The 22,434-nt window shown below is 69.5% G+C and carries 24 protein-coding genes and 1 pseudogene; 9 read left to right on the top strand and 16 right to left on the bottom strand.

What is annotated here, in order from left to right; all coding sequences use genetic code 11:
• Positions 1-37: 37 nt before the first annotated feature.
• The 7 genes from ACTWQR_RS14740 to clpS all read right to left on the bottom strand — a co-directional run bounded on the left by ACTWQR_RS14740 (position 38) and on the right by clpS (position 5,096).
• On the bottom strand, positions 38-988 hold the full coding sequence (locus ACTWQR_RS14740) for a PLP-dependent cysteine synthase family protein (RefSeq protein WP_443227486.1): 951 nt from the start codon (positions 986-988) through the stop codon (positions 38-40).
• A 23-nt stretch (positions 989-1,011) separates the two neighbouring features.
• On the bottom strand, positions 1,012-1,299 hold the full coding sequence (locus ACTWQR_RS14745) for a MoaD/ThiS family protein (RefSeq protein ID WP_443227487.1): 288 nt from the start codon (positions 1,297-1,299) through the stop codon (positions 1,012-1,014).
• 111 nt (positions 1,300-1,410) lie between these two features.
• Positions 1,411-1,512 carry a putative leader peptide gene (locus tag ACTWQR_RS14750; RefSeq protein ID WP_322747002.1) on the bottom strand — a complete coding sequence of 34 codons (102 nt, stop codon included), beginning with the start codon at positions 1,510-1,512 and terminating at the stop codon, positions 1,411-1,413.
• A gap of 131 nt (positions 1,513-1,643) precedes the next feature.
• Positions 1,644-2,066, bottom strand: a complete 423-nt coding sequence (locus tag ACTWQR_RS14755; RefSeq protein ID WP_443227488.1) for a Mov34/MPN/PAD-1 family protein — start codon at positions 2,064-2,066, stop codon at positions 1,644-1,646.
• Between the two features lie 154 nt (positions 2,067-2,220).
• Positions 2,221-3,672 carry an amino acid permease gene (locus ACTWQR_RS14760; protein WP_443227489.1) on the bottom strand — a complete coding sequence of 484 codons (1,452 nt, stop codon included), beginning with the start codon at positions 3,670-3,672 and terminating at the stop codon, positions 2,221-2,223.
• A gap of 389 nt (positions 3,673-4,061) precedes the next feature.
• Positions 4,062-4,667: a DUF2017 domain-containing protein gene (locus ACTWQR_RS14765; RefSeq protein WP_443227490.1), complete on the bottom strand. Its 606-nt coding sequence runs from the start codon at positions 4,665-4,667 to the stop codon at positions 4,062-4,064.
• Between the two features lie 111 nt (positions 4,668-4,778).
• Entirely contained in the window at positions 4,779-5,096 is a 318-nt protein-coding gene (gene clpS, locus ACTWQR_RS14770) for an ATP-dependent Clp protease adapter ClpS (protein ID WP_443227491.1), read from the bottom strand.
• 80 nt (positions 5,097-5,176) lie between these two features.
• On the opposite strand from clpS, the gene ACTWQR_RS14775 reads away from it, so the two are divergent.
• A complete protein-coding gene (locus ACTWQR_RS14775) occupies positions 5,177-6,505 on the top strand; it encodes a nicotinate phosphoribosyltransferase (protein WP_443227492.1) in 1,329 nt (442 codons plus the stop codon).
• A 245-nt stretch (positions 6,506-6,750) separates the two neighbouring features.
• The gene (locus tag ACTWQR_RS14780) at positions 6,751-7,335 is read left to right on the top strand and encodes an isochorismatase family protein (protein ID WP_443227493.1); all 585 of its coding nucleotides are present in this window, start codon (positions 6,751-6,753) and stop codon (positions 7,333-7,335) included.
• A 158-nt stretch (positions 7,336-7,493) separates the two neighbouring features.
• Here the strand turns inward: ACTWQR_RS14780 and ACTWQR_RS14785 are convergent, their stop codons facing one another.
• Positions 7,494-7,823 carry a hypothetical protein gene (locus ACTWQR_RS14785; protein ID WP_443227494.1) on the bottom strand — a complete coding sequence of 110 codons (330 nt, stop codon included), beginning with the start codon at positions 7,821-7,823 and terminating at the stop codon, positions 7,494-7,496.
• A gap of 121 nt (positions 7,824-7,944) precedes the next feature.
• Positions 7,945-10,284: an immune inhibitor A domain-containing protein gene (locus ACTWQR_RS14790; RefSeq protein ID WP_443227495.1), complete on the bottom strand. Its 2,340-nt coding sequence runs from the start codon at positions 10,282-10,284 to the stop codon at positions 7,945-7,947.
• A 471-nt stretch (positions 10,285-10,755) separates the two neighbouring features.
• Between ACTWQR_RS14790 and ACTWQR_RS14795 the strand changes: the two genes are divergently transcribed.
• Positions 10,756-11,115 carry a hypothetical protein gene (locus ACTWQR_RS14795; RefSeq protein WP_443227496.1) on the top strand — a complete coding sequence of 120 codons (360 nt, stop codon included), beginning with the start codon at positions 10,756-10,758 and terminating at the stop codon, positions 11,113-11,115.
• A gap of 165 nt (positions 11,116-11,280) precedes the next feature.
• Here ACTWQR_RS14795 and ACTWQR_RS14800 read toward each other — a convergent pair whose 3' ends face one another.
• A complete protein-coding gene (locus tag ACTWQR_RS14800; RefSeq protein ID WP_443227497.1) occupies positions 11,281-11,964 on the bottom strand; it encodes an RDD family protein in 684 nt (227 codons plus the stop codon).
• 96 nt (positions 11,965-12,060) lie between these two features.
• Positions 12,061-13,698, bottom strand: a complete 1,638-nt coding sequence (locus ACTWQR_RS14805) for an RDD family protein (RefSeq protein WP_443227498.1) — start codon at positions 13,696-13,698, stop codon at positions 12,061-12,063.
• Positions 13,699-13,952: 254 nt separating this feature from the next.
• Between ACTWQR_RS14805 and ACTWQR_RS14810 the strand changes: the two genes are divergently transcribed.
• A complete protein-coding gene (locus tag ACTWQR_RS14810) occupies positions 13,953-14,426 on the top strand; it encodes an SsgA family sporulation/cell division regulator (protein ID WP_443227499.1) in 474 nt (157 codons plus the stop codon).
• A 109-nt stretch (positions 14,427-14,535) separates the two neighbouring features.
• Here ACTWQR_RS14810 and ACTWQR_RS14815 read toward each other — a convergent pair whose 3' ends face one another.
• A complete protein-coding gene (locus tag ACTWQR_RS14815; RefSeq protein WP_443227500.1) occupies positions 14,536-15,942 on the bottom strand; it encodes an FAD-binding oxidoreductase in 1,407 nt (468 codons plus the stop codon).
• A 244-nt stretch (positions 15,943-16,186) separates the two neighbouring features.
• Here ACTWQR_RS14815 and ACTWQR_RS14820 point away from each other — a divergent pair.
• Positions 16,187-16,423, top strand: a pseudogene (locus ACTWQR_RS14820) (hypothetical protein); the annotation flags it as partial.
• Here ACTWQR_RS14820 and nthA read toward each other — a convergent pair.
• From nthA to hppD, 4 genes are read right to left on the bottom strand one after another with little or no spacing between them, the layout of a single operon-like run.
• Entirely contained in the window at positions 16,386-16,967 is a 582-nt protein-coding gene (gene nthA, locus ACTWQR_RS14825; protein WP_443227501.1) for a nitrile hydratase subunit alpha, read from the bottom strand. The pseudogene ACTWQR_RS14820 and the gene nthA overlap by 38 nt on opposite strands.
• Entirely contained in the window at positions 16,957-17,280 is a 324-nt protein-coding gene (locus ACTWQR_RS14830; RefSeq protein WP_443227502.1) for an SH3-like domain-containing protein, read from the bottom strand. The genes nthA and ACTWQR_RS14830 overlap by 11 nt, the downstream gene beginning before the upstream one ends.
• Positions 17,273-17,554 carry a hypothetical protein gene (locus ACTWQR_RS14835; protein WP_443227503.1) on the bottom strand — a complete coding sequence of 94 codons (282 nt, stop codon included), beginning with the start codon at positions 17,552-17,554 and terminating at the stop codon, positions 17,273-17,275. Before ACTWQR_RS14835 ends, ACTWQR_RS14830 begins: the two co-directional genes overlap by 8 nt.
• Positions 17,555-17,599: 45 nt before the next feature.
• Positions 17,600-18,745, bottom strand: coding sequence for a 4-hydroxyphenylpyruvate dioxygenase (gene hppD, locus ACTWQR_RS14840; protein ID WP_443227504.1), 1,146 nt, complete (start codon positions 18,743-18,745; stop codon positions 17,600-17,602).
• A 122-nt stretch (positions 18,746-18,867) separates the two neighbouring features.
• Here hppD and ACTWQR_RS14845 point away from each other — a divergent pair, with 122 nt between their 5' ends.
• The 4 genes from ACTWQR_RS14845 (at position 18,868) to ACTWQR_RS14860 (ending at position 22,344) form a co-directional block, all read left to right on the top strand.
• Positions 18,868-19,341, top strand: coding sequence for an Lrp/AsnC family transcriptional regulator (locus tag ACTWQR_RS14845; protein WP_443227505.1), 474 nt, complete (start codon positions 18,868-18,870; stop codon positions 19,339-19,341).
• A 66-nt stretch (positions 19,342-19,407) separates the two neighbouring features.
• Positions 19,408-20,055 (top strand): ABC transporter permease, encoded by a 648-nt coding sequence (locus tag ACTWQR_RS14850; protein WP_443227506.1) that lies wholly within the window; start codon positions 19,408-19,410, stop codon positions 20,053-20,055.
• A gap of 97 nt (positions 20,056-20,152) precedes the next feature.
• Positions 20,153-21,460 (top strand): ATP-binding cassette domain-containing protein, encoded by a 1,308-nt coding sequence (locus ACTWQR_RS14855; protein ID WP_443227595.1) that lies wholly within the window; start codon positions 20,153-20,155, stop codon positions 21,458-21,460.
• A gap of 23 nt (positions 21,461-21,483) precedes the next feature.
• Positions 21,484-22,344 (top strand): ABC transporter permease, encoded by an 861-nt coding sequence (locus ACTWQR_RS14860; protein WP_443227596.1) that lies wholly within the window; start codon positions 21,484-21,486, stop codon positions 22,342-22,344.
• Positions 22,345-22,434: the final 90 nt, after the last annotated feature.

The following is a 22,434-nucleotide window of genomic DNA, read 5'->3' on the forward strand; positions in this document are numbered from 1 at the left end:
TGGTCAGCCCCTCCGGCTTTGAGGGCGGAGCCCCGGACTACGCCCAGAGCTGGCCCTGCAGCGTCTCGATCGCCTCTTCCGTCGTGGCCGCCGTGTAGACACCGGTGGAGAGGTACTTCCAACCGCCGTCCGCGACGACGAAGGCGATGTCGGCGGACTCCCCCGCCTTCACGGCCTTGTTGCCGACGCCGATCGCGGCGTGCAGCGCGGCCCCCGTCGAGACGCCCGCGAAGATGCCCTCCTGCTGGAGCAGCTCCCGCGTACGGGTCACGGCGTCGGCGGAGCCGACGGAGAAGCGGGTGGTCAGCACGGAGGCGTCGTACAGCTCGGGTACGAAGCCCTCGTCCAGGTTCCTGAGGCCGTACACCAGGTCGTCGTAGCGCGGCTCGGCGGCGACGATCTTGACGTCCGGCTTGTGCTCGCGCAGAAAACGGCCGACGCCCATCAGGGTGCCGGTGGTGCCGAGGCCGGCGACGAAGTGCGTGATCGAGGGGAGGTCGGTGAGGATCTCCGGGCCCGTGGTGGCGTAGTGCGCGCCCGCGTTGTCAGGGTTGCCGTACTGGTAGAGCATCACCCAGTCCGGGTGCTCGGCCGACAGCTCCTTGGCGACCCGTACCGCCGTGTTGGAGCCTCCCGCCGCCGGGGACGGGATGATCTCGGCGCCCCACATGGCGAGCAGTTCCCGGCGCTCCTGGGAGGTGTTCTCGGGCATGACGCAGACCATGCGGTAGCCCTTGAGCTTGGCCGCCATGGCGAGGGAGATGCCGGTGTTGCCGGAGGTGGGCTCGAGGATGGTGCAGCCGGGCGTCAGCCGGCCGTCCTTCTCGGCCTGTTCGATCATGTGGAGCGCGGGCCGGTCCTTGACCGAGCCGGTCGGGTTCCGGTCCTCGAGTTTCGCCCAGATCCGTACGTCCGAGGACGGCGAGAGCCGCGGCAGGCGCACCAGAGGGGTGTTGCCCACCGCGGCCAGCGGGGAGTCGTAGCGCATCAGCGATCAGAGCCCGGGCCCGGTCAGACCATGCCGCCGGCCACGGCCGGCAGGATCGTGACGTTGTCGCCGTCGGTGAGCTTGGTGTTGATGCCGTCGAGGAAGCGGACGTCCTCGTCGTTCAGGTACACGTTCACGAAGCGGCGCAGCTCGCCACCGGTGGCGTCGTCCACGATGCGGGCCTTGATGCCCGTGTGGCGGGTGTCGAGGTCGGTGAACAGGTCGGCGAGGGTCTCCCCGCCGCCCTCGACGGCCTTCTGACCGTCTGTGTAGCTGCGGAGGATGGTGGGGATGCGGACCTCGATGGCCATGGTTGCGGGCTCCTGTCGGGAGGAAAGTCAGGTCGGTGGGCGCGCGGCAGCGCGGGCAACGCACGTGCGGGGTGTTACGGGCCGCGGCTCACGGCCGTACGGCGGCAGGGGTCAGCGCGTACAGATGGCGCTCTGCAGCCTGCACAGGTCGACGTGCAGCCGCGCCACGAGCAGCGTGCCCGGCGTCTTTTCGCTCACGTCCTGGGAAACCATGCGGTCATCGTATCGATTCCCGGCCCCGCCCCCGGAATGTGATCCCACATCCCGGACGCTTTCCGTCCGAAAAGTGAGATAGCTGGGTCTTTCCCGGGAGCTCGGCGGCTCGAGTTCGGCAGCTCCGCAGCTCAGTAGGCCTCCACGATCTTGACCTCTTCCTCTGTGACCTCGCCCTCCACGATCCGGTAGGAGCGGAACTGGAAGGGGCCCGCGTCGTCCGTGTCCGCCGTGGAGACGAGGACGTAGTGGGCGCCGGGCTCGTTCGCGTACGAGATGTCGGTGCGGGACGGGTACGCCTCGGTGGCCGTGTGCGAGTGGTAGATGACCACCGGTTCCTCGTCGCGGTCGTCCATCTCGCGGTACAGCTTGAGCAGGTCGCCGGAGTCGAACTCGTAGAAGGTGGGCGAGCGCGCGGCGTTGAGCATCGGGATGAACCGCTCGGGGCGGCCGGTCCCCTCGGGGCCCGCGACCACGCCGCATGCCTCGTCGGGGTGGTCCTGGCGCGCGTGCGCGACGATCTGGTCGACGAGGGCCTGGGTGATGGTCAGCATGTCGGTCAGGATAAGCAGGAAATCAAAAGGGGCCGATGGGGGTCCCCCAGGCGTTCAGCACTGGGGAGCGTCGGGCAGGGTGGCGGTGGGAGACGGGTGGGCTGCCGCGTACCGAGGGGTGGTACGGGGCAGCCCACATGCCGGACCGGCCGACTCAGTCGGTCTTCTCGAACACCGGCTCGCGGCGCTCGGCGACCTCCGGGTTGCGCGACTTCAGCACGGCCCAGCCGATGCCCAGCGCGGCCGCCCAGCCGGCCATCACGTACAGGCAGACGCGGGAGTCGGGGTCGTACGCGATCAGGCCGGTGACGAAGAGCAGGAACACGACCGCGACCCAGCTGAGCTTCGCGCCGCCCGGTGCCGGGAAGGGCGACGCGGGCAGTTGTCCGGCGTCGACCGCGCGGCGATACAGGATGTGGCTGATGAGGATCATCAGCCAGGTCCAGATGCCGGCCGCGGTGGCCACCGAGACGACGTAGCCGAAGGCCTTCTCCGGGACGATGTAGTTCAGGATCACGCCGATGCCCATGAAGAGCATGGAGACGGTGATGCCGAACGCGGGCGTCTTCGTGGCGGAGAGCTTGCTGAAGACCCGGGGGGCCTCGCCGTTGTCGGCCAGGGTGCGCAGCATGCGGCCGGTGGAGTACATGCCCGAGTTGCAGGAGGAGAGGGCCGCCGTCAGGACCACGAAGTTGACGATGCCGGCGCCGGCCGGGATGCCGATCTTCGCGAAGGCCGCGACGAAGGGGCTCACGCCGTCCGCGAATTCCGTCCACTTCACGACGCAGAGGATGACGGTGAGGGCGCCGACGTAGAAGAGGGCGATGCGCCAGGGCAGGGTGTTGATCGCCTTGGGGAGGGTCTTCTCCGGGTTCTCGGACTCACCGGCGGTGACGCCGACGAGTTCGACCGCGAGGTAGGCGAACATGACGCCCTGCAGGGTCATCAGGGACGAGCCGATGCCCTTGGGGAAGAAGCCGTCGAAGGCCCAGAGGTTGGAGACGGCGGCGGAGTCGCCCGCGGAGCTGAAGCCGAAGGTGAGCACGCCCAGGCCGATCACGATCATGCCGATGAGGGCGGTGACCTTGACCATCGAGAACCAGAACTCGATCTCGCCGAAGAGCTTGACGGAGATCAGGTTGGCCGCGAACAGGACGATCAGGAAGACCAGGGCCGTGACCCACTGCGGGATGGCCGGGAACCAGTAGTTGACGTAGATCGCGGCGGCGGTGAGTTCCGCCATGCCGGTGACGACCCACATCAGCCAGTACGTCCAGCCGGTGAAGTAGCCGAAGAACGGGCCGAGGAACTCGCGGGAGTACTCCGCGAAGGAGCCCGAGACGGGGCGGTAGAGCAGGAGCTCGCCGAGGGCCCGCATGATGAAGAAGATGATGACGCCGGCGAGGGCGTACATGAGGATGAGACTGGGGCCTGCCTTGGCGATGTTCGCCCCGGCACCCAGGAAGAGGCCGACGCCGATCGCGCCGCCGATCGCGATCATCTGCACCTGGCGACTGCCGAGCCCGCGTTCGTAACCCTCTTCGGGGGCCTCGTGGCCCTCGGCCTCATTGCCGTCGTGGTTCTTGCCGACCTGCACCGAGGTCATGTGGTGGACGCCTTTCTCCATGCCGATCCGAGCCGGCTGCGCGGCCTCGGATCGGGTTCCGATCCCCCCGGATATGGATGGAGCTGTGCCGAGCCGGCGATCCGCCGGCGTGGTGGCGCCCCCGACCGGACATGGGTGGTCCCGTCAGGTGGTCGTGAAGATCTATCACGGCGGCCCTGGTGATCAACTGGGCGCCGCGTGGCGCACGCCACAGAGAGAACCGGACAAAAGTCGAACCGCGCCCTATAGGACGCGGTCACGGTGACGCGATCGTTATCCGGTTTTGAGCGTCCTTTGAGCGAACACCAGACACCAAATGTCCGAACAGATCAGGGCAAGTCGGCACTCGACACGGGCGTGCGGGCGTGCGGTAGGTGGGGCGTGCGGGTTCAGGGCATGAGCGTCTCGACGAGCGTCTCCTGGAGCCCGCCCAGCCACAGGTACGCCATCACCATCGGCTTGCGCGGATCCTCGTCCGGCAGCCGGTAGAGGAGGTCGGTGTCCTCCTCGTCGATGACGTCGAGCCGGGAGCCGATCGCCAGGCGCAGGTCGTTGAGGGAGCTGAGCCACTGCTTCGACTCCTCCGGCGTCAGCTTGAGGACGGCGCCGCCCTCGCCCGCGGAGGAGAGCGCGTCCAGGGAGCGGATCACCGCGAGCGCGTTGTCCCGCTTGCCCGCGCGCAGGTCGTTCTCGGTGAAGCGGCGGAACTCCGCGGAGTACGCGCGCTGCTCCTCGGCCTGCTCAGGCGACGTGGCCTCGACGTCGGGGCCGCTGTACGCGTCGGGGAACAGCCGCTGGAGGACGGGATCGGAGGGCGGCTCGCTCGGGCCGTCCGCGAACAGCTCCGCGAGCGGGTCGTCGGAGGCGTCCTCGCCGGGGCCCGGGCCGATGAGCTCCAGGAGCTGTACGGCGAGGGAACGGATGATGGAGATCTCGACCTCGTCGAGCGCGACGGCCGCGCCGCCGCCGGGGAGCGGTTCGAAGTGTCCTGGCATCAGGTTGCGTCGCTACTTCCAGTACTGCGCGCGGTCGGTTGTCGCCGGTTCCGCCGGACGGGTTCCGCCGGAAGGACTGCTTCGGGTCCCGGCGGGTCACTCACGTCCGGTCTACTTCCGGTCCTGCTGGAGGGTCGCCCACAGACCGTAACCGTGCATGGCCTGCACGTCGCGCTCCATCTCCTCACGGGTTCCGCTGGAGACCACCGCCCGGCCCTTGTTGTGGACGTCGAGCATGAGTTTGGTGGCCTTGTCCTTGGAGTACCCGAAGTACGACTGGAACACGTAGGTCACGTAGCTCATCAGGTTGACCGGGTCGTTGTGGACGATGGTGACCCAGGGGACGTCGGGCTCGGGTACGGCGAAGACCTCCTCCGCCGATTCGGTCTTTTCGGTCTCTAGGGGTGCGGGAGCCGTCACACGGCCCATGCTGCCACCACAGGGGGGTGCCCGGCCAAACGAACCCACAAATCGTCAGAGTGACGAGATTAGGGGTAGCATCTCTTGCCATGAACACTGCGGACCTAGGGCTGCCGGTGGACGTCCCGTCGACAGCGCTCTTCACGGACCACTACGAGCTGACCATGCTGCAGGCCGCCCTCAAGGGCGGTACCGCCGACCGGCGTTCGGTCTTCGAGGTCTTCACCCGCCGACTGCCCGAGGGCCGCCGTTACGGCGTCGTCGCGGGGACCGGGCGGGTACTGGACGCGGTCGAGAACTTCCGCTTCGACGCGGACGTCATCGGCTTCCTGCGCGAGCACCGCGTGGTGGACCGGCCGACCCTGGAGTGGCTGGCCTCGTACCGCTTCAGCGGCGACGTCTGGGGCTACCCGGAGGGCGAGGTGTACTTTCCCGGCTCGCCGATCCTGCGGGTCGAGGGCTCCTTCGCGGAGTGCGTGCTCCTGGAGACGGTGATCCTCTCCATCCTCAACCACGACTCGGCGATCGCGGCCGCCGCGTCCCGGATGGCCTCGGCCGCCGGGGAGCGCCCGCTGATCGAGATGGGCGCCCGGCGCACGCACGAGCTGGCCGCGGTGGCGGCGTCCCGGGCGGCGTACGTCGGTGGCTTCACGACCACCTCGGACCTGGCCGCCGGCTTCCGCTACGCCATCCCGACCGTCGGCACGAGCGCCCACGCCTTCACCCTCCTCCACGACAGCGAGCGGGACGCGTTCCAGGCCCAGGTGGACTCGCTCGGCCGGGGCACGACGCTGCTCGTGGACACGTACGACGTGGATGAGGCGGTCCGGACGGCCGTGGAGGTCGCCGGGCCCGAGCTGGGCGCCGTGCGCATCGACTCCGGTGACCTGCTGCTCGTGGCGCACCGGGTCCGGCAGCAGCTGGACGAGCTGGGCGCCACGAACACGCGGATCATCGTGACCTCGGACCTGGACGAGTACGCGATCGCCTCGCTGGCCGCGGCGCCCGTGGACGCGTACGGCGTGGGCACCCAGCTGGTGACGGGTTCCGGCCATCCGACGTGTTCGATGGTCTACAAGCTCGTGGCGCGCGCCCACTCGGCGGACCCGAAGGCTCCGCTCGAACCGGTGGCCAAGAAGTCGACGGGCGGCAAGACGTCCATCGGCGGCCGCAAATGGGCCGCGCGGCGGCTGGACGAGCACGGGACCGCCGAGGCCGAGGTGATCGGCACCGGGGTCGTCCCGGCGGAGCTCGCCGGCCGTGAGCTGCTGGTGGAGCTCATCAAGGGCGGCCAGGTCCTCGCCCGCGAGCCCCTGGACGTCGTACGCGACCGGCACGCGGCGGCCCGCGCCAACCTGCCTCTCTCGGCGACCCAGTTGTCCCGGGGGGAAGCGGTCATTCCGACCGAGTACGTGTGAGGCGCGTGGGGCCGACCCGGCGGGGCGCCCGTCGCAAACCTCCGGCCAAGCCCACCCGCGAAGGCGAATGAACGAGACGGAAGCGGGAAGGCCTCTCCCACCCCGACCGCGAAGTCTCTAGGCTCGATCCCAGCAACCGGCCCCGCAAGGGGCACGGGGAACTGCGCGACCAGCCCCACGACCAACCCGAAGACAAGGCACCACCCCTCGCGGAGCGGTCCGCGCCAAGCCGAAGGAACCGACCCATGCGCCGCGCCTTGATCGTCGTTGACGTACAGAACGACTTCTGCGAGGGAGGCAGCCTCGCCGTGGCCGGAGGCGCCGACGTGGCCGCCGCGATCACGGAGCTGATCGGGCAGGCGCCCGCCGGTTACCGCCATGTCGTGGCGACCCGCGACCACCACATCGCCCCCGGCGGCCACTTCGCCGACAACCCCGACTTCGTCCACTCCTGGCCCGCGCACTGCGTGGCCGGCACCGAGGGCGTGGGCTTCCACCCGAACTTCGCTCCGGTGGTCGCCTCCGGCGCGATCGACGCCGTCTTCGACAAGGGCGCGTACGCGGCGGCGTACAGCGGCTTCGAGGGCGTCGACGAGAACGGGGTAGCGCTGGGCGACTGGCTGCGCGCCCGCGAGATCACCGAGGTCGACGTGGTGGGCATCGCCACCGACCACTGCGTCCGCGCCACGGCCCTGGACGCGGCCCGTGAGGGCTTCCGTACGCAGGTCCTGCTGGACCTCACGGCCGGGGTGGCCGAGGCCACCACCGAGCGCGCCCTGGAGGAGCTGCGCGAGGCGGGCGTGGAACTCAGCGGGAAGCCGGTCGTCTAGACCGAGGCCGCCCCCTCCGGGCCCCGAAGGGGGCGCGGAGAACTGCGAGCTCCTCCGGGCCCCGAAGGGGCGCGGGGCTGTGACATATGCGGCTCCGCCGCGCGGGCGCGACCAGCCCCCACAAACCCGCAGACAACGAACCGCCTCCCGGCGGAGCGCTAACGCGGAGTCGCCGGGGCCCGCATCAGGGATCGGATCGGGCGCCACAGCTCGGCGGCGCAGGCGTCGGCGCCGGGGGCCGTGCGCCATATCAGGCCGTCGGGGTGGTGCAGGACGGCGGTGATCTCGTCCGGGGTCGGCGGCTGCCCGTTGCCGCGCAGGTACACCGCCCGCAGGCCCAGGTTGCGCAGCCGCGTCAGTGCGCGGGCCCGGTTCTGGGCGTGCACGAGCACACGTACCGAGCCGCTGCCTCCGGCGTACGGGCTGGGCAGGTTCAACGCCACCACCACCCTGCCGTTCGGCAGTCTGCAGAAGCCTCCTGCGGCCATGCGGTCATCCCCCCGAGAGAACTGGTGTCAATAAGTCAGCCACAGGACGCACCTAAACACGATCGGCCGCAACCCGCCAGGGGGTTGCGGCCGATCATGGCCTGACCTGCGAAAACGAGTTCTACTTCGTCGCGGCGGTGACCTTCACCGTGATCGTCGAGCCGGAGAGCGGCTCCTGCACGATCGCGATCTTGGTGTTGGTGTCAGTGACCTTGACGCCCGCGTACGGGGTCGCCTCGTCGTAGTACGTGTTCGTGTGGTCGTTGAAGATCCGGTTGCCCGGGAGCGACTTGATCTTCGTGGGGACGCCCGCCTTGTGCAGCGTGACGCCGTCCGTCCGGTACGAGCTGAACGTCGAGTCGTACCCCTGGATGCGGCTGCGCATCATCGTGCCGTCGGCCCACTTCAGCGGCGTCGGGTGGGCGTCCACCGGCAGCAGCAGGCCGGTGCCCGGGTGCTGGCTGACGTTGTTGTCCGCCTGGGAGGTGTCCCACTTCCAGATCAACAGGCCGTTCTGGTACGGGAAGTGCTCCACCCAGTCCGGACGCGTGGTCGTGAAGCCGAAGTTGTACGGGCCGGTCTTGAGGGTCTTGTCGTACGACACGTACTGGCGGTTCTCGGCGATGTAGTACTGCGCGTAGTCGTCCGTGATGGACGCGCCGATGCGGGAGAAGCCGGTGGCCGTCCAGGCGGCGTCCGCGGTCTCGGCGTTGTCCGAGAAGAGCGGCGAACCGTCGGCGGTCACGGTGATCTCGTCGGCCGCGAAGCCCTTCTGGGCCACGCCGCCGTCGGTCGAGTAGCGGAAGCGCAGGTCGATCTTCTTGCCCGCGTAGGCGTCGAGCGGGTACGACAGCTTCTTGTACGCGTCCACCGTGCCGGTCAGCGCGGGCTTGCCGCTGCCGTCGCGGGTGATCGCGGCGCCGTCGACCGTGCCGTCGACGGGCGTCCAGTTGGCGCCGCCGTCGGTCGAGACCTCGGTGTAGAGGTAGTCGTAGTCCGTCTCGATGTCGTACCAGCCGTCGAGCGTCAGCGTGGCCGAGGACTTGCCCGTGAGGTCCACGGAACGGGTCAGCGAGTTCCTGAGGTCATCGCCGCTGCCGCTCCACCACTGGGTTTCGCCCTGCGCCGGGACGACCACCTCGGTGCTGACCTTCTTCGCCGGCAGTTCGACGATCAGCGCCTGCGGGTTCGCGGTGTTGTACTCGGCGACGCCCAGCTTGTGGGTGGACCGCGTCGCGGCCTTGGCCGTGTCGTAGTCCAGCCAGCCGAGTTGCAGCTTGTCCCAGGCGGTCATGTCGCCGGGCAGGTTGCCGATCTCGCCCTTGCCGGTGCCGAGCCAGGAGCCGCCGGACATCACGGTCCAGAAACCGGTGGAGTTCTCGGCGGTGTTGGTCGTGTCGTAGTGGTCCGGCAGACCCAGGTCGTGGCCGTACTCGTGGGCGAAGACGCCGAGTCCGCCGTTCTCCGGCTGGATGGTGTAGTCGCCGACCCAGATGCCGGAGTCACCGATCTGCGCGCCGCCGAGCTTGTTGCCGGCCGGGCCGGTGGAGCCGGCGTCGGTGCCGAACGCGTACCAGCGGTGGGCCCAGATCGCGTCCTCGCCCTGGGCGCCGCCGCCAGCGGACTCGTCCTCACCGGCGTGCACGATCTGGAAGTGGTCGATGTAGCCGTCGGGCTCGTTGAAGTTGCCGTCGGCGTCGAAGTCGTAGCGGTCCCACTTGTCGTAGGCGGACAGCTCGGACTTGATGTCGGCCTCGGACTTGCCGGCCGCCTTCTGGTCGGCGGCCCACGCGGTGACACCGTCGGCGACGGCGTTCCACGCGCAGGTGTCGGGCTGGCACTTGTTGGAGCCGTAACGGGCCTCGTTGTAGGGCACCTTGACCCAGTCGGAGACCGCGCCGTCCACCGAGTAGCGGCCCGAGGACTGCTTCTCGTAGTACTTCTTCATCGACTCGGTGTTCTTGCCGGTGCCGAAGTAGAGCTCTTCGAAGTGTTCCTTGTTGTAGTCCGCCTGCCAGGCCGTGCTGTTGTCCTTGGCACGGTCCGGCTCGGCTATCTGGTTGTGCAACGGGCCCGGCGTACCGCCGTACCGGCTGTCCACCTGGTCGCCGAACTCCACCAGGATCGTGAAGATCTGGTCCGTCTTCTCGCGGCCGAGCTCGACGTACTTGCCGTTCTCGAGCTTGACGACCTGCGAGCCGCCACGGCTCTTGACGGTGGCGTCGCCGGATATGACCTGCTTGAGCGCCTCTTCGCGCTGGGCTTCCTGACGATCTGTCAACGGGCCCTTCAGGTCGTCGACTTTGCCCTCGGCACGCGCCGGGTCCCGCCGGTCCACGGCCGCGGCCGGCTGGTCACCGGCGTCGGCCTGCGCCACCGCGAAGGTCGAGAACGTGGCAGCCGCCGCTGCGAGTGCCACACCCACCGCGGTTGCTCTGAACGTCCATGGTCTGCTGGTCACTTGAGGCAGTCCTCCCTCGCGCACGGGCGCGCGGAAGGGAGGGGGGTAAAAACCTTGGGGTCCGCGCGCGCTCTATGCGCGTCACAAGTGACGCCATTCGACCGGAGTTGAAGAAGAAAAGACAGATCTTGACTTGAACAGGTCAAATGCGATATGTACCGGCGGCCGCACACCACACCTCGGCATCCGCCCGCTCGCGGGCGTTCGGCGCACCGCTCAACGGGCGCGTTCGAACGTCCACTTGATGGACGCCATGACTCCGTGCGCCCCCTGTGCACCGGCACCGTGGGTTAGGTCACGCTTACCGTTCGTTCCCCTCGGGCAGACAGGCGAATAGAGTCGGTTGGCGGCTCGCCGGATTTCCGGTGGTTTGCCAACCGGACACCGTTGTCGAACCCTTCATTCTTATCCGCACCCTCCCCCATCGCGAGAGGCACGGGGGGAGACCCCCACCCCGAGGACGGAACTGCCATGCCTCGTCCGACCGCCGCACAGCTCACCTACGGCTCCTGCACCGTGATCTTCACCACGCTCGCCATGTTGCTGCTGTCACAGACGAGTTCGGGCCTGGGAATCGTGGTGATCGCGTTTTCCGCCCTCGTTCTCGGGCTTCTCGTGGCCATGACGGTTCCCGTACCGAAGCCCGCGCCGGCCGCCGCCGCACCGAATGCGTCTGCCGCCCCTGTCGCCCATGCCCCGACTGGCGCTCCCGCCGCGCCTGTTGACTCCACCGAGCCTGTCACCGTCACGGAGCAGCGTGCTCCGATGCGGCGGCAGACCGTGTCCGCCGCCAGCGCCGGTGCGCCGGAGCCGGTACGCGAACGCGCCTGACTGAGCCGGTACGCGAACGGCGGACCGAGAAGAACGGACCCGTCGTTCGTACGGGGCGTCGTTCGTACGGACCCGTCGTTCGTACGGACCCGTCGTTCGTACGGACCCGTCGTTCGTACGGACCCGTCGTTCGTCACGCCGCCTCGCGCTTCAGCCGGCGCCGCCTCAACCAGTGCTGACCACCACCGTTTTGGCCGCCTTGTCGTGCAGGCCCTGTTTGTAGGGCTTGTCGAAGAAGCTCCAGCCGCCCGCGATCGCGGTCCAGAGGCAGGCGCAGCAGAACGCGAACGGCACCCACAGGACCAGCGCGCGGATCAGCGACACCTGCATGGAGGGCGTGGCGCCGTTGTCGAGGTTGGCCACGCGCAGGTTGAGCCACTTCTTGCCGAGGGTCTGCCCCGACTTGGCGGTCATGAAGGTGTCGTAACCGATGTAGAGCACCGCGGCGATCAGGGACTGGCCGATGCCTCTGCCGTACTCGATCCTGTCTGTGTCCACGTCGTACTCGTTGACACCGAAGCCCCAGGTCAGCAGCCACACCACGACGATGACGAGGATCATGTCGATGATCCTGGCGAGCACGCGCCTGCCGCTGTCGGCGAGCGGGGGCATCCCGGCGAGGGGGTCAGTGGTGTACGGGCCGCCGCCGTAGGGGTCTCCGCCGCCGTAGGGCGGGGGTGTGGCGCCGTACGGGGAACCGTCGCCCGGCGGGGGCTGGTTGCCGTACGAGGGGTCGTACGGCGGGCCCTGGCCCTCGCCGGAGGGTGGCGGCTGCTTCTTGAACGGGTCCTCGTCCGGGCGCTTCTTGAACGGGTCCTCGTCCGGCGGAGGCGGCGGCTCGGTGGTCATATCCCGAGTCGACCGCGAACCCTCCGGCTGCGCAATGGGCGGGCGGCCGTCCGAGGTAGGCGAATTTCGACGACAGGGTGATGACAGGGTCCGGAATCAGCCGGCCACGAACGTGTGGGCCGCCTTGTCGTGCCAGCACTGGCGCCACGGACGGTCGAACAGGCCCCACAGGACACCCACGACACCGATGGCGAGGACGCCGGAGACGCTGTAGACGAGCCAGCGGCGCAGGGCCGCGCCGAACGACGGGGGTTCGCCGCCCTCGATGTCCCGTACCTGGAGACCGCACAGCTTCTTGCCGAGGGTGCGGCCCCACTTTGCGGTGGGCAGCGCCTCGTAGAGGACGCCGAAGACGAGCAGTACGGCCAGGATGATGCCGAGGTAGACCGCGGTCGTGCCGTCCACCAGCCAGACCGTGACCGTCTCGCCGGACAGCTTGGCCGCGTCGATCTTGTCGTTGACGTGGTCGAAGGCCTTGGTGCCCAGCGGCACGGCGGCCGCGCCGGTGACACCGGCCAGCACGAGCGTGTCCACGAGGCGGGCGGCCAGCCGCTTCCCGAGCCCGGCCGGACGCGCGGACGACTGCGCCCGGACCGCCGCCTGGAACGGGTCCTCCCGCACCGGCTTCCACGGGACGACGGACGGCTCCTCGTTCCCGGCCCCGGCCAGGCGGTGCACCTGCTGGGCCCAGGAGGGCTGTCCGCCGCCGGCGCCCGCGGTCACGGGGGCGTTGGCCTCGGCCTGCGGCGGGACGGTGGGGGTGGTCTGTTTCGGGGTGGCAGGAGTGGCAGGAGTGGAGGGGGCGGACGGGGAGGCGGCCGCGGGAGTCTGGGGTGCGGAGGGCTGGGCCGGGGAAGGCTGCTGCCCGCCCCGCTGCTGCCCCACACGAGGGGAGACACTGCGGAAGGTCATCGTGCCCTCGGAGGCGAGGGGGTCGCGGGAGCCCGGGACGCCGGGCCGGGCGGGGCCGGTGGGGCCGCCGGCGCCGGCCGGGGCCGCGCCGCCGCCCACGGCGTCCGTGCGCCCGGCGCTCGCGTCGGCCGCACCCGGACCACCCGGGCGCCCCGCACCGGACGTACCCGCGACGTGTGCGCGCCCGGCACCCATGGCTCCGGCCTTGCCGCCCGGCCCGTCGGCCGCTCCCGCGGACCCGGGCCGCACCGGCCCCGTGGGCCTGCGGAACACCACCGTGCCGCCGGAGGCGGGAGGCTTGGCGGACCCGGACCCGGACCCGGACCCGGACCCGGAGCCTCCGTCGGGCTCGGACTCGGACTCGGACGTACCGAACGCGGCTGTGCCGTGCGTGTGCTCGGACCTGCCCTCCGACCGGGAGGGCTGGGAGGGCGCGGACGAGTCCGACGGTACGCGGGGGTCGGGTGAGCCCCAGGAGACCCGTCGGTCCGGGTCGCCGCCGAAGCCGGTCTGCCGGGAGCGTTCGGCGCCCCACGCGGACGCGGGCTCGGGCCGGCTGCCGTGCTGAGCCTCGGCGGGTGACGGACCGGCGGCGGGCGGGTCCTCGTCGAAGAAGTGCGGACCCGTCTCCTCCGTGGAAACCGGGGCGGCCCGCGAACCGTCGGGCGACGGGAGCGGCACGCCGTCGGACGGCGCCGGTCGGCTGGTGCCCGGCACCCATGAGGCGCCGTTCCAGTACCGGACATATCCAGGAATGGAGGGATCCGGGTAATACCCTTCGCGTGGCCTGTCGTCGCCGGGGGCCGGGGTTGGGGCGCTCATGTCCGTCGTCCCGTATCTGCTCGGGGGTCGTGTTGAGCGTCCACATCTATCAGACGGGCGCAAGTGCCACTGCCGGTCCCGCCGGACCTACCCCCTTCGAGCAAGGTTCCGCCACCCTTTCCGGCCCGGTGCGGTCGTACGTCGGACACCTTCGGAAAGATTCCTCCGAACCCGCGTAATGCTCCGGGCCCCGCGCCCTCTCCACTCGTACGGGCCCCCTCACAGGGCCCCGGACGCGAGAGGAAACGCACGATATGTACACCGTGGTGGAACGCGAGCTCGAGCTCAAACTGGTCCTGTCACCGGAGCGCAGCATCCCGGTCGCGGCGCGGCTGACCTATCGCACCGACGATCCGTACGCCGTCCACATCACCTTCCACGTCGGCTCCGATCACCCCGTGAGCTGGACGTTCGCCCGTGAGCTGCTCGTCGAGGGGGTGTTCAGGCCGTGCGGGCACGGCGATGTGCGGGTGTGGCCGACGAAGGTCGGCGGCCGGAGTGTCGTGCTGATGGCGCTGACTTCACCCGACGGCGACGCGCTGCTCGAAGCGCCCGCCGCGCAGGTGTCCGCCTGGCTGGAGCGCACCCTGCGGGCGGTTCCTCCGGGCTCTGAGGCCGAGCGGCTCGGTATCGACGACGGCCTCGCCGAGCTGCTCGCTCCCACTCCCGCCGACGATCTGTGGCTGCGCGACCCGTGGCCGTCGGACGAGTCGAAGGACGGTGAATAGCGTTGGGGGCGAAGACGGCCGGGGGTGAAGCGAGCTGGGAGTGCCGAGAGCTTGGGGGGTGAGGAGAGCCAGGCGTGAAGAGAGCTTGGGGGGTGAGGAGAGCTTGGTGTCAGAACAACTTGCCGGGGTTGAGGATGCCCAGCGGGTCGAAAGCCGTCTTGATCGCCCGCTGCATCTCGACTCCCACGGGGCCGATCTCGCGCGCCAGCCACTCCTTCTTGAGGACGCCCACGCCGTGCTCGCCGGTGATCGTGCCGTCAAGTTCCAGGCCGAGGCCCATGATCTCGTCGAAGGATTCACGGGCACGCCGGGACTCGTCGGGGTCGCCCGCGTCGAAGCAGACGGTGGGGTGGGTGTTGCCGTCGCCCGCGTGTGCGACGACCCCGATGGTCAGCCCGTACTTCTCGGCGATCCGGTCGACCCCTTCGAGCATCTCGCCGAGTTTCGACCGGGGTACGCACACGTCGTCGATCATCGTCGTGCCCTTGACCGCTTCGAGCGCGGTGAGGGACAGGCGGCGGGCCTGGAGCAGGAGTTCCGACTCGGCCGCGTCGTCGGCGGGTACGACCTGGGTGGCGCCCGCGGCCTCGCACAGCGCGCCGACCGCGGCGAGGTCGGCGGCCGGGTCGTGGGTGTCGAACGCGGCGAGGAGCAGGGCCTCGGTGGTCTCCGGGAGGCCCATGTGCGACAGGTCGTTGACGGCCTTCACCGTCGTACGGTCCATCAGTTCGAGGAGGGACGGCACGTGCCCGCCCTCCATGATCCGGCACACGGCGTCACAGGCGGCGGTGCCCGACGCGAACTCGGCGGCCAGCACCAGCTGTTGGGGCGGCTGGGGCTTGAGGGCCAGGGTCGCCCGTACGACGATGCCGAGCGAGCCCTCGGAGCCGACGAAGAGGCGGGTGAGGTCGTATCCGGCGACCCCCTTCGCCGTACGGCGGCCGGTGGACATGAGACGCCCGTCGGCGAGGACGACGTCCAGGCCGAGGACGTACTCGGCCGTGACCCCGTACTTCACGCAGCACAGCCCGCCGGAGGCCGTGCCGATGTTGCCGCCGATGGTGCACATCTCCCAGCTGGAGGGGTCCGGCGGGTAGTAGAGGCCGTGGTCGTTGACGGCGCGGGAGAGCGTGGCGTTGATGACGCCGGGCTCGACGACGGCGATGCGGTCGACCGGGCTGATCTCGAGGATCCGGTCCATCTTGATCAGGGACAGCACGATGCAGCCGTCGGAGGCGTTGGCGGCGCCCGACAGGCCGGTGCGGGCGCCTTGCGGGACGACCGGGACACGCAGCTCGGTGGCGACGCGCATGACGTGCTGGACCTGTTCGACGGTGCGGGGCAGGACGACGACAGCGGGGGTGCCGGCCTCGCAGAAGCTGGCCATGTCGTTGGCGTACGAGGCCGTGGCGTCCGGATCGGTGAGGATCGCGTCGGCCGGGAGGCCCGCGAGGAGACGGTCTGTGAGGTTCCCCGTCACTTCGTCGTGCGGGGCTTCGATACGGCTCATGATCACAGCGTCGCACCCGGGGCCATCGGTGTGAACCCCGCTGGCGAGAGGCTTTGGGCACCGGGGTGGTGACCGGGTGCGCTCTTCGTATTGACGCACAGTGAGCGCCATGGAGACAGAACCGCCGACGCACCCGTCCGTACGGGACGCGGTGATGCGGCGTGCGCTGATCGGCTCCCTCGCGGGCTGTGTCGTACTGGGCGGTGTGCTGATGGTGATGCCTTCCGAGCATGACGAACCGCAGTCCGTGGCGTACCACCGGGGCATGATCGAGCGCGCGCTGGAACGGTACGGTCCGGCCCGCCGCCACCTCGCGGAGTCCCTCCGCGTCAACCCGGACTTCTCGCCGCTCCTGGTCCCCTTGGCGAAGGAGGCGCTGGAGGAGTTGGGGGAGCCGGAAGAGGAACTCGCGGGGGCGCCCTCCGAGGTCACGGGGGCGCCCTCCGACGTCACACCTCAGCTGTCCCGATCAGGGCGTTCCGCGTGACCAGAGCCGCCAGTTCGGCCTCCTGCGAGGAACTCGTGCCGGAGGGGCGGCGGGGCAACACCATGTAGCGGGTCTCGGCGCTGGAGTCCCACACCGTGATCTCCGTGCTCGTCGGCAGGTCGAGGCCGAACTCGGCGAGTACCGCGCGGGGTTCGCGGACCACACGGGAGCGGTAGGCCTCGGACTTGTACCAGGACGGGGACGGGCCCAGGAGGCGCAGCGGATAGCAGGAGCACAGGGTGCAGACGATGACGTTGTGCGTCGCCTCCGTGTTCTCCACGACCCGCAGACGCTGGAATCCGCCTTCCATGAAGCCGAGTTCGCGGACCGCGGCCGTGCCGTCGGCCAGGAGTCGGGACTTGTACGCGGGGTCCGTCCAGGCGCGGGCGACGACCCGCGCACCGTTCGCGGGTGCCGCGCTCGACAGGAACGCGTCGATCACCTCGTCGAGGTCCCCGCCCGAGAGGACCCCCCGTTCCTCCAGCAGGCTCTCCAGGCGCCGCACCCTCCGGGAGATCAGCGCGTCGGCGTGGTCACCGCTCATGTCCGGGATCCTCTTCCGAGTCCAAGTCCAAGTCCAAGTAGCTTTCCCACAGGTCCAGTACGACGTGGTGGTCGCCCTCGCCCCAGAGGTCACGCGCCGCGAACCGTACCGCGTAGATCTGCTCGACCGGCGCGTCCCCGCGGCCCTGCGCGCTCACGTCCGCGAGGGGGGCGGGGCCCTCGGGCTCGACGACGACTCCGCGGCGGCCGCGGGCGTACCGGGGCAGGCGGGTGTGGTGCGGCGGGTCGTGGAGGTACGTACGGACGACTGTGCCCGGAGCGAAGCGTTCGGCACCGCTCTCGGTGTCAGACATCGAGTTCCCCCGGCTTGATCAGGCCCTTGCGCTCGAGGAGCGTGCTGATCGCGTGGAACCACCGTTCGTAGTACGACGCCGCCAGGTACTCCCCCGGCGGCATCGATTCGATGGCGTTCCTGAACTCGTCGGTGTTGAACACTCCTTGGGCCCGCAGGGCGTTGAAGAGCCCGAAGACCCGCGCTTCCCAGTCCGCGTGGAACGGCTCGGTGTCGTCGGTGGTGTCGATGGGGCCGAAGCCCTCCATGCCGCCGATGTCGTTCATCCTGGCCATGCGAACAGACTACGGGCGGACCAGACGGACCAGACGGACCAGACGCTAGAGATTGCCCCGCTTCTCCTGCTCCCGCTCGATCGCCTCGAACAGGGCCTTGAAGTTGCCCTTCCCGAAGCCCATCGAGCCGTGGCGTTCGATGATCTCGAAGAAGACGGTCGGGCGGTCCTGGACCGGCTTGGTGAAGATCTGCAGCAGGTAGCCGTCCTCGTCGCGGTCGGCGAGGATCTTCAGTTCGCGGAGGGTGTCGACGGGGACGCGGGTGTCGCCGACCCACTCCCCCAGGGTGTCGTAGTACGAGTCGGGCGTGGCCAGGAACTGGACTCCGGCCGCGCGCATGGTGCGTACGGTCTCGACGATGTCGTTCGTGTTGAGGGCGATGTGCTGGACGCCGGCGCCGCCGTAGAACTCCAGGTACTCGTCGATCTGGGACTTCTTCTTGGCGATGGCGGGCTCGTTGATCGGGAACTTGACCTTGAGCGTGCCGTCGGCCACGACCTTCGACATCAGCGCGCTGTACTCGGTGGCGATGTCGTCGCCCACGAACTCCTTCATGTTCGTGAAGCCCATGACCTTGTTGTAGAAGCCGACCCACTCGTTCATGTGGCCGAGCTCGACGTTGCCGACGCAGTGGTCGATGGCCTGGAAGGTGCGGTGGGCGGGCGGTTCGACGAGCGGGGCCGCGGCGACGAAACCCGGGAGGTACGGGCCGTCGTAACCGGAGCGGTCGACCAGGGTGTGCCGGGTCTTGCCGTACGTGGCGATCGCCGCGAGGACCACCGTGCCGTGCTCGTCCTTCAGCTCGTAGGGCTCGGCGACCGAGCGGGCCCCGTGCTCGACGGCGTACGCGTACGCGGCCCGCGCGTCCGGGACCTCGATGGCGAGGTCGACGACGCCGTCGCCGTGCTCGGCCACGTGCTCGGCGAGGAAGCGGCCCCAGGGGGTGGCGGCCTTGATGACGGAGGTGAGGACGAAGCGCGCCGAGCCGTTGGTCAGGACGTACGAGGCGGTCTCGCGGCTGCCGTTCTCGGGCCCGGAGTAGGCGACGAGCTTCATGCCGAAGGCGGTGGAGTAGTAGTGCGCCGCCTGCTTGGCGTTGCCCACGGCGAAGACGACCGCGTCCATTCCCTTGACCGGGAAGGGGTCTGCCTGCCGCGCGGTGTCGGGGGTGTGGTGGGTTGTCTGTGTCATGGCCGCAGGCTCTCTCTGTTCCGCAAGGTGCGCAACAGTTCGCGGATCTGCTGAACAATGTGCACAGCTATATCCCTGTCTGCGCGGGCTCCGTGTACAGGATGACCATCGAGGAGAGCGGCATGGCGATCGATCATCTGGACGGCCGGCTCATCGTGCTGCTGGCCCGTGAGCCGCGGATCGGCGTACTGGAGGCCTCGCGGCGGCTCGGCGTGGCACGCGGGACCGTGCAGGCGCGGCTCGACCGGCTTCAGTCGAACGGAGTCATCCGGGGGTTCGGGCCGAACGTCGATCCGGCCGCGCTCGGCTACCCGGTGACCGCGTTCGCGACCCTGGAGATCAAGCAGGGCCAAGGCGCCGACGTACGGGCGCATTTGGCGACCGTTCCCGAAGTGCTCGAACTGCACACCACCACGGGGCACGGGGACATGCTCTGCCGTCTCGTCGCCCGCTCCAACGCCGATCTTCAACGTGTGATCGACCGGGTTGTCGGTTTTGATGGCATCGTCCGGGCCTCCACGGCGATCGTCATGGAGAACCCGGTCCCGCTGCGGATCATCCCGCTGGTGGAGCAGGCCGCGGAGGACGACGACTGACAACGGCTGACAGCGGCCGGCCGACAGCGGCTGACAGCACCAGACGAGGGACGGGAGTGACTACGTGTGAACTTCTGGGAGTACCTCGACAGCCGCCATCAGCAGCTGCTCACCGACGCCTACCAGCACGCCAGCGCCGTCTTCCAGTGCATGGTCGTCGCGACGGCCATCGGCGTACTCCTCGGCGTGGTCACCTACCGCAGCGAGTGGGCCGGCAATCTCGCCACGACCACCACGTCCACGATCCTCACCGTCCCGTCGCTCGCCATGATCGGCCTGCTGATCCCGATCGTCGGTCTCGGCGTACCCCCGACGGTCGTCGCGCTGACCCTGTACGGGCTGCTCCCGATCGTGCGCAACGCGATCGTCGGGCTGCGCGGGGTCGACCCGTCGCTGGTGGACGCGGCGAAGGGCATCGGGATGTCGCGCCTCGCCCGGCTCGTGCGGGTCGAGCTGCCGCTGGCCTGGCCGCCGATCCTGACCGGGATCAGGGTCTCCACGCAGATGCTGATGGGCATCGCCACCATTGCCGCGTACGCCTCCGGGCCCGGCCTCGGCAACGAGATCTTCCGCGGCATCGCCTCCCTGGGCAGCAAGAACGCGCTCAACCAGGTGCTCGCGGGCACGCTCGGGATCATCGTCCTGGCACTGCTCTTCGACGCCGCGTACGTCCTCGTCGGCCGACTGACCATCCCGAGGGGGATCCGTGCCTGAGACCACTACCGGTACCACTCGTACCGCCGGTACGGCTGGTACGGCCGGTGCTCCGGCCATCGCAAGGGCCGCCGCCCGCGCCACCGCCCGCGTCACCATCGGCCCCACCACCAGCACCAGCACCCCCACCGGCGCCACCATCGAGCTGGAGAAGCTGACCAAGCGCTATCCGGGGAGCGGCGCCCCCGCGGTGGACAGCGTCAACATGGAGATCAGCGCGGGTGAGCTCATCGTCTTCGTGGGGCCCTCCGGATGCGGGAAGTCCACGACCCTCAAGATGATCAATCGGCTGATCGAGCCGACCGGCGGCCGCATCAGGATCGGCGGCGAGGACGTCACCGACATGGATCCGGTGAGGCTGCGCCGCAAGATCGGGTACGCGATCCAGGCCTCGGGGCTCTTCCCGCACATGACGGTCGCTCAGAACATCGCCCTCGTACCGAAGATGGTCGGCTGGCCCAAGGCGCGGATCGCGTCGCGGGTCGAGGAGATGCTGGACCTGGTGGGTCTTGAGCCGGGCGAGTTCCACGGGCGCTATCCGCGCCAGCTCTCCGGTGGTCAGCAGCAACGGGTGGGTGTGGCACGGGCGTTGGCCGCCGATCCGCCCGTGTTGCTGATGGACGAGCCGTTCGGCGCGGTGGACCCGATCACCCGTGACCATCTCCAGGACGAGTTGATCCGGCTCCAGCACGAGCTGCACAAGACCATCGTGTTCGTCACGCACGACTTCGACGAGGCGATCAAGCTGGGTGATCGGATCGCGGTCCTTCGAGAGCGGTCGCACATCGCGCAGTTCGACACCCCCGAGGCGATCCTCACCAACCCGGCCGACGCCTTCGTGTCCGGTTTCGTGGGCGCGGGGGCCGCGCTGAAGCGGCTGAACCTGACGCGCGTACGGGATGTGGGGATCACCGGCTGCCCGACGGCGAACGTGGACGATCCGCTCCAGGACATCTGCGACAAGCTCAGATCGAGCGGTACAAGCGGCATGAGTGGTACCAGCGGTACGAGCGGTACGAGCGGTACGAGCGGTACGAGCGAAATCCTGCTGCTCGACAAGCGCGGGCGGCCCTACAAGTGGCTGCGGCGCGGAGACCTGATGCGGGCCAAGGGTTCGCTGGCCCGGGCGGGCACGCTGGTGCACGCCACCGTGACCAGGGACGCCACCGTGCGGGACGCCCTCGAGGCCGTGCTCACCGACAACGCGGGGCGGGTCGCGGTGACCGGTCGGCGCGGGGAGTACACGGGCGTCGTGGACATGGAGACGCTGATGAACTCCGTGCACGAGCTGCTGGAGGCCGACCGGCTCGACGCGATGGAGCACCGGCACGAGCTGGAGGAGGCGCGCACCGAGCAGACCCATCACGAGCAGGAGGGCGTGGACAGCGGGGAGGCGAAGGCGTGACCAGTCCGGAGACCGCTCCCAAGATCGGTCCCGAGACGGCTCCCGATACCGCCCCCGGGACCGGGCGCGGCTCCGCGTCGACCGAGGCCGGAACTCCGGCGCCCGTCGAACCCACGGCACCCACTGCACCCACTGCACCCACGACCCCCACGGTGAGTTGGCAGAAGCTCACCCTCCTGCCCGTCCTGCTCGTGGCCGTGCTGATCGCCACCTGGATCTGGTTCGAGCAGGCGGACCTGGACCCGCTCTCCGAGAACGCCCTCTCGAACGGCCAGGTGTGGCAGGCGTTGCGGCAGCACGTCGAACTGACCGTGATCTCCACGTTCTTCGTGCTGATCATCGCGATTCCGCTGGGCATCCTGCTGACGCGCAGGGCATTCCGCAAGGCCACCCCGCTCGCGATGACCATCGCCAACATGGGCCAGGCCACCCCGGCGATCGGCCTGCTGGCCCTGCTGGTGATCTGGCTCGGCACGGGCCGGAAGGCGGCCCTCATCGGCATCATCACCTACGCCGTCCTGCCGGTGCTGTCCAACACGATCGCCGGACTGAAGGCGAACGACCCGACGCTCCTCGAAGCGGCCCGGGGCATCGGCATGTCGCCGCTCGAAGTGCTGCGCCGCGTCGAACTCCCCCTCGCCGTACCGCTGATCCTCGCGGGGGTCCGTACGGCACTCGTCCTGAACGTGGGCACGGCGACGCTCGCCACGTTCGGCGGGGGCGGCGGTCTCGGCGTACTGATCACCACCGGGATCACCAACCAGCGGATGCCCGTCCTGATGCTCGGCTCGATCCTCACGGTCGTGCTGGCGCTGCTCGTGGACTGGCTCGCGTCACTGGCCGAACTGCTGCTCAGCCCGCGCGGGTTGGAGGCGGGGGCATGAGGCGGCGTACGGGCCTGAAGCGGCCCATGGGCCTGACGCGACGTTCGGGTCTGACGCGACGTACGAACCTGACGCGATATACGAGCCTGA

Origin of the sequence: Streptomyces sp. 2A115, from assembly GCF_052245575.1 — a bacterium.
In the GTDB taxonomy this organism is placed as follows: Bacteria; Actinomycetota; Actinomycetes; order Streptomycetales; family Streptomycetaceae; genus Streptomyces.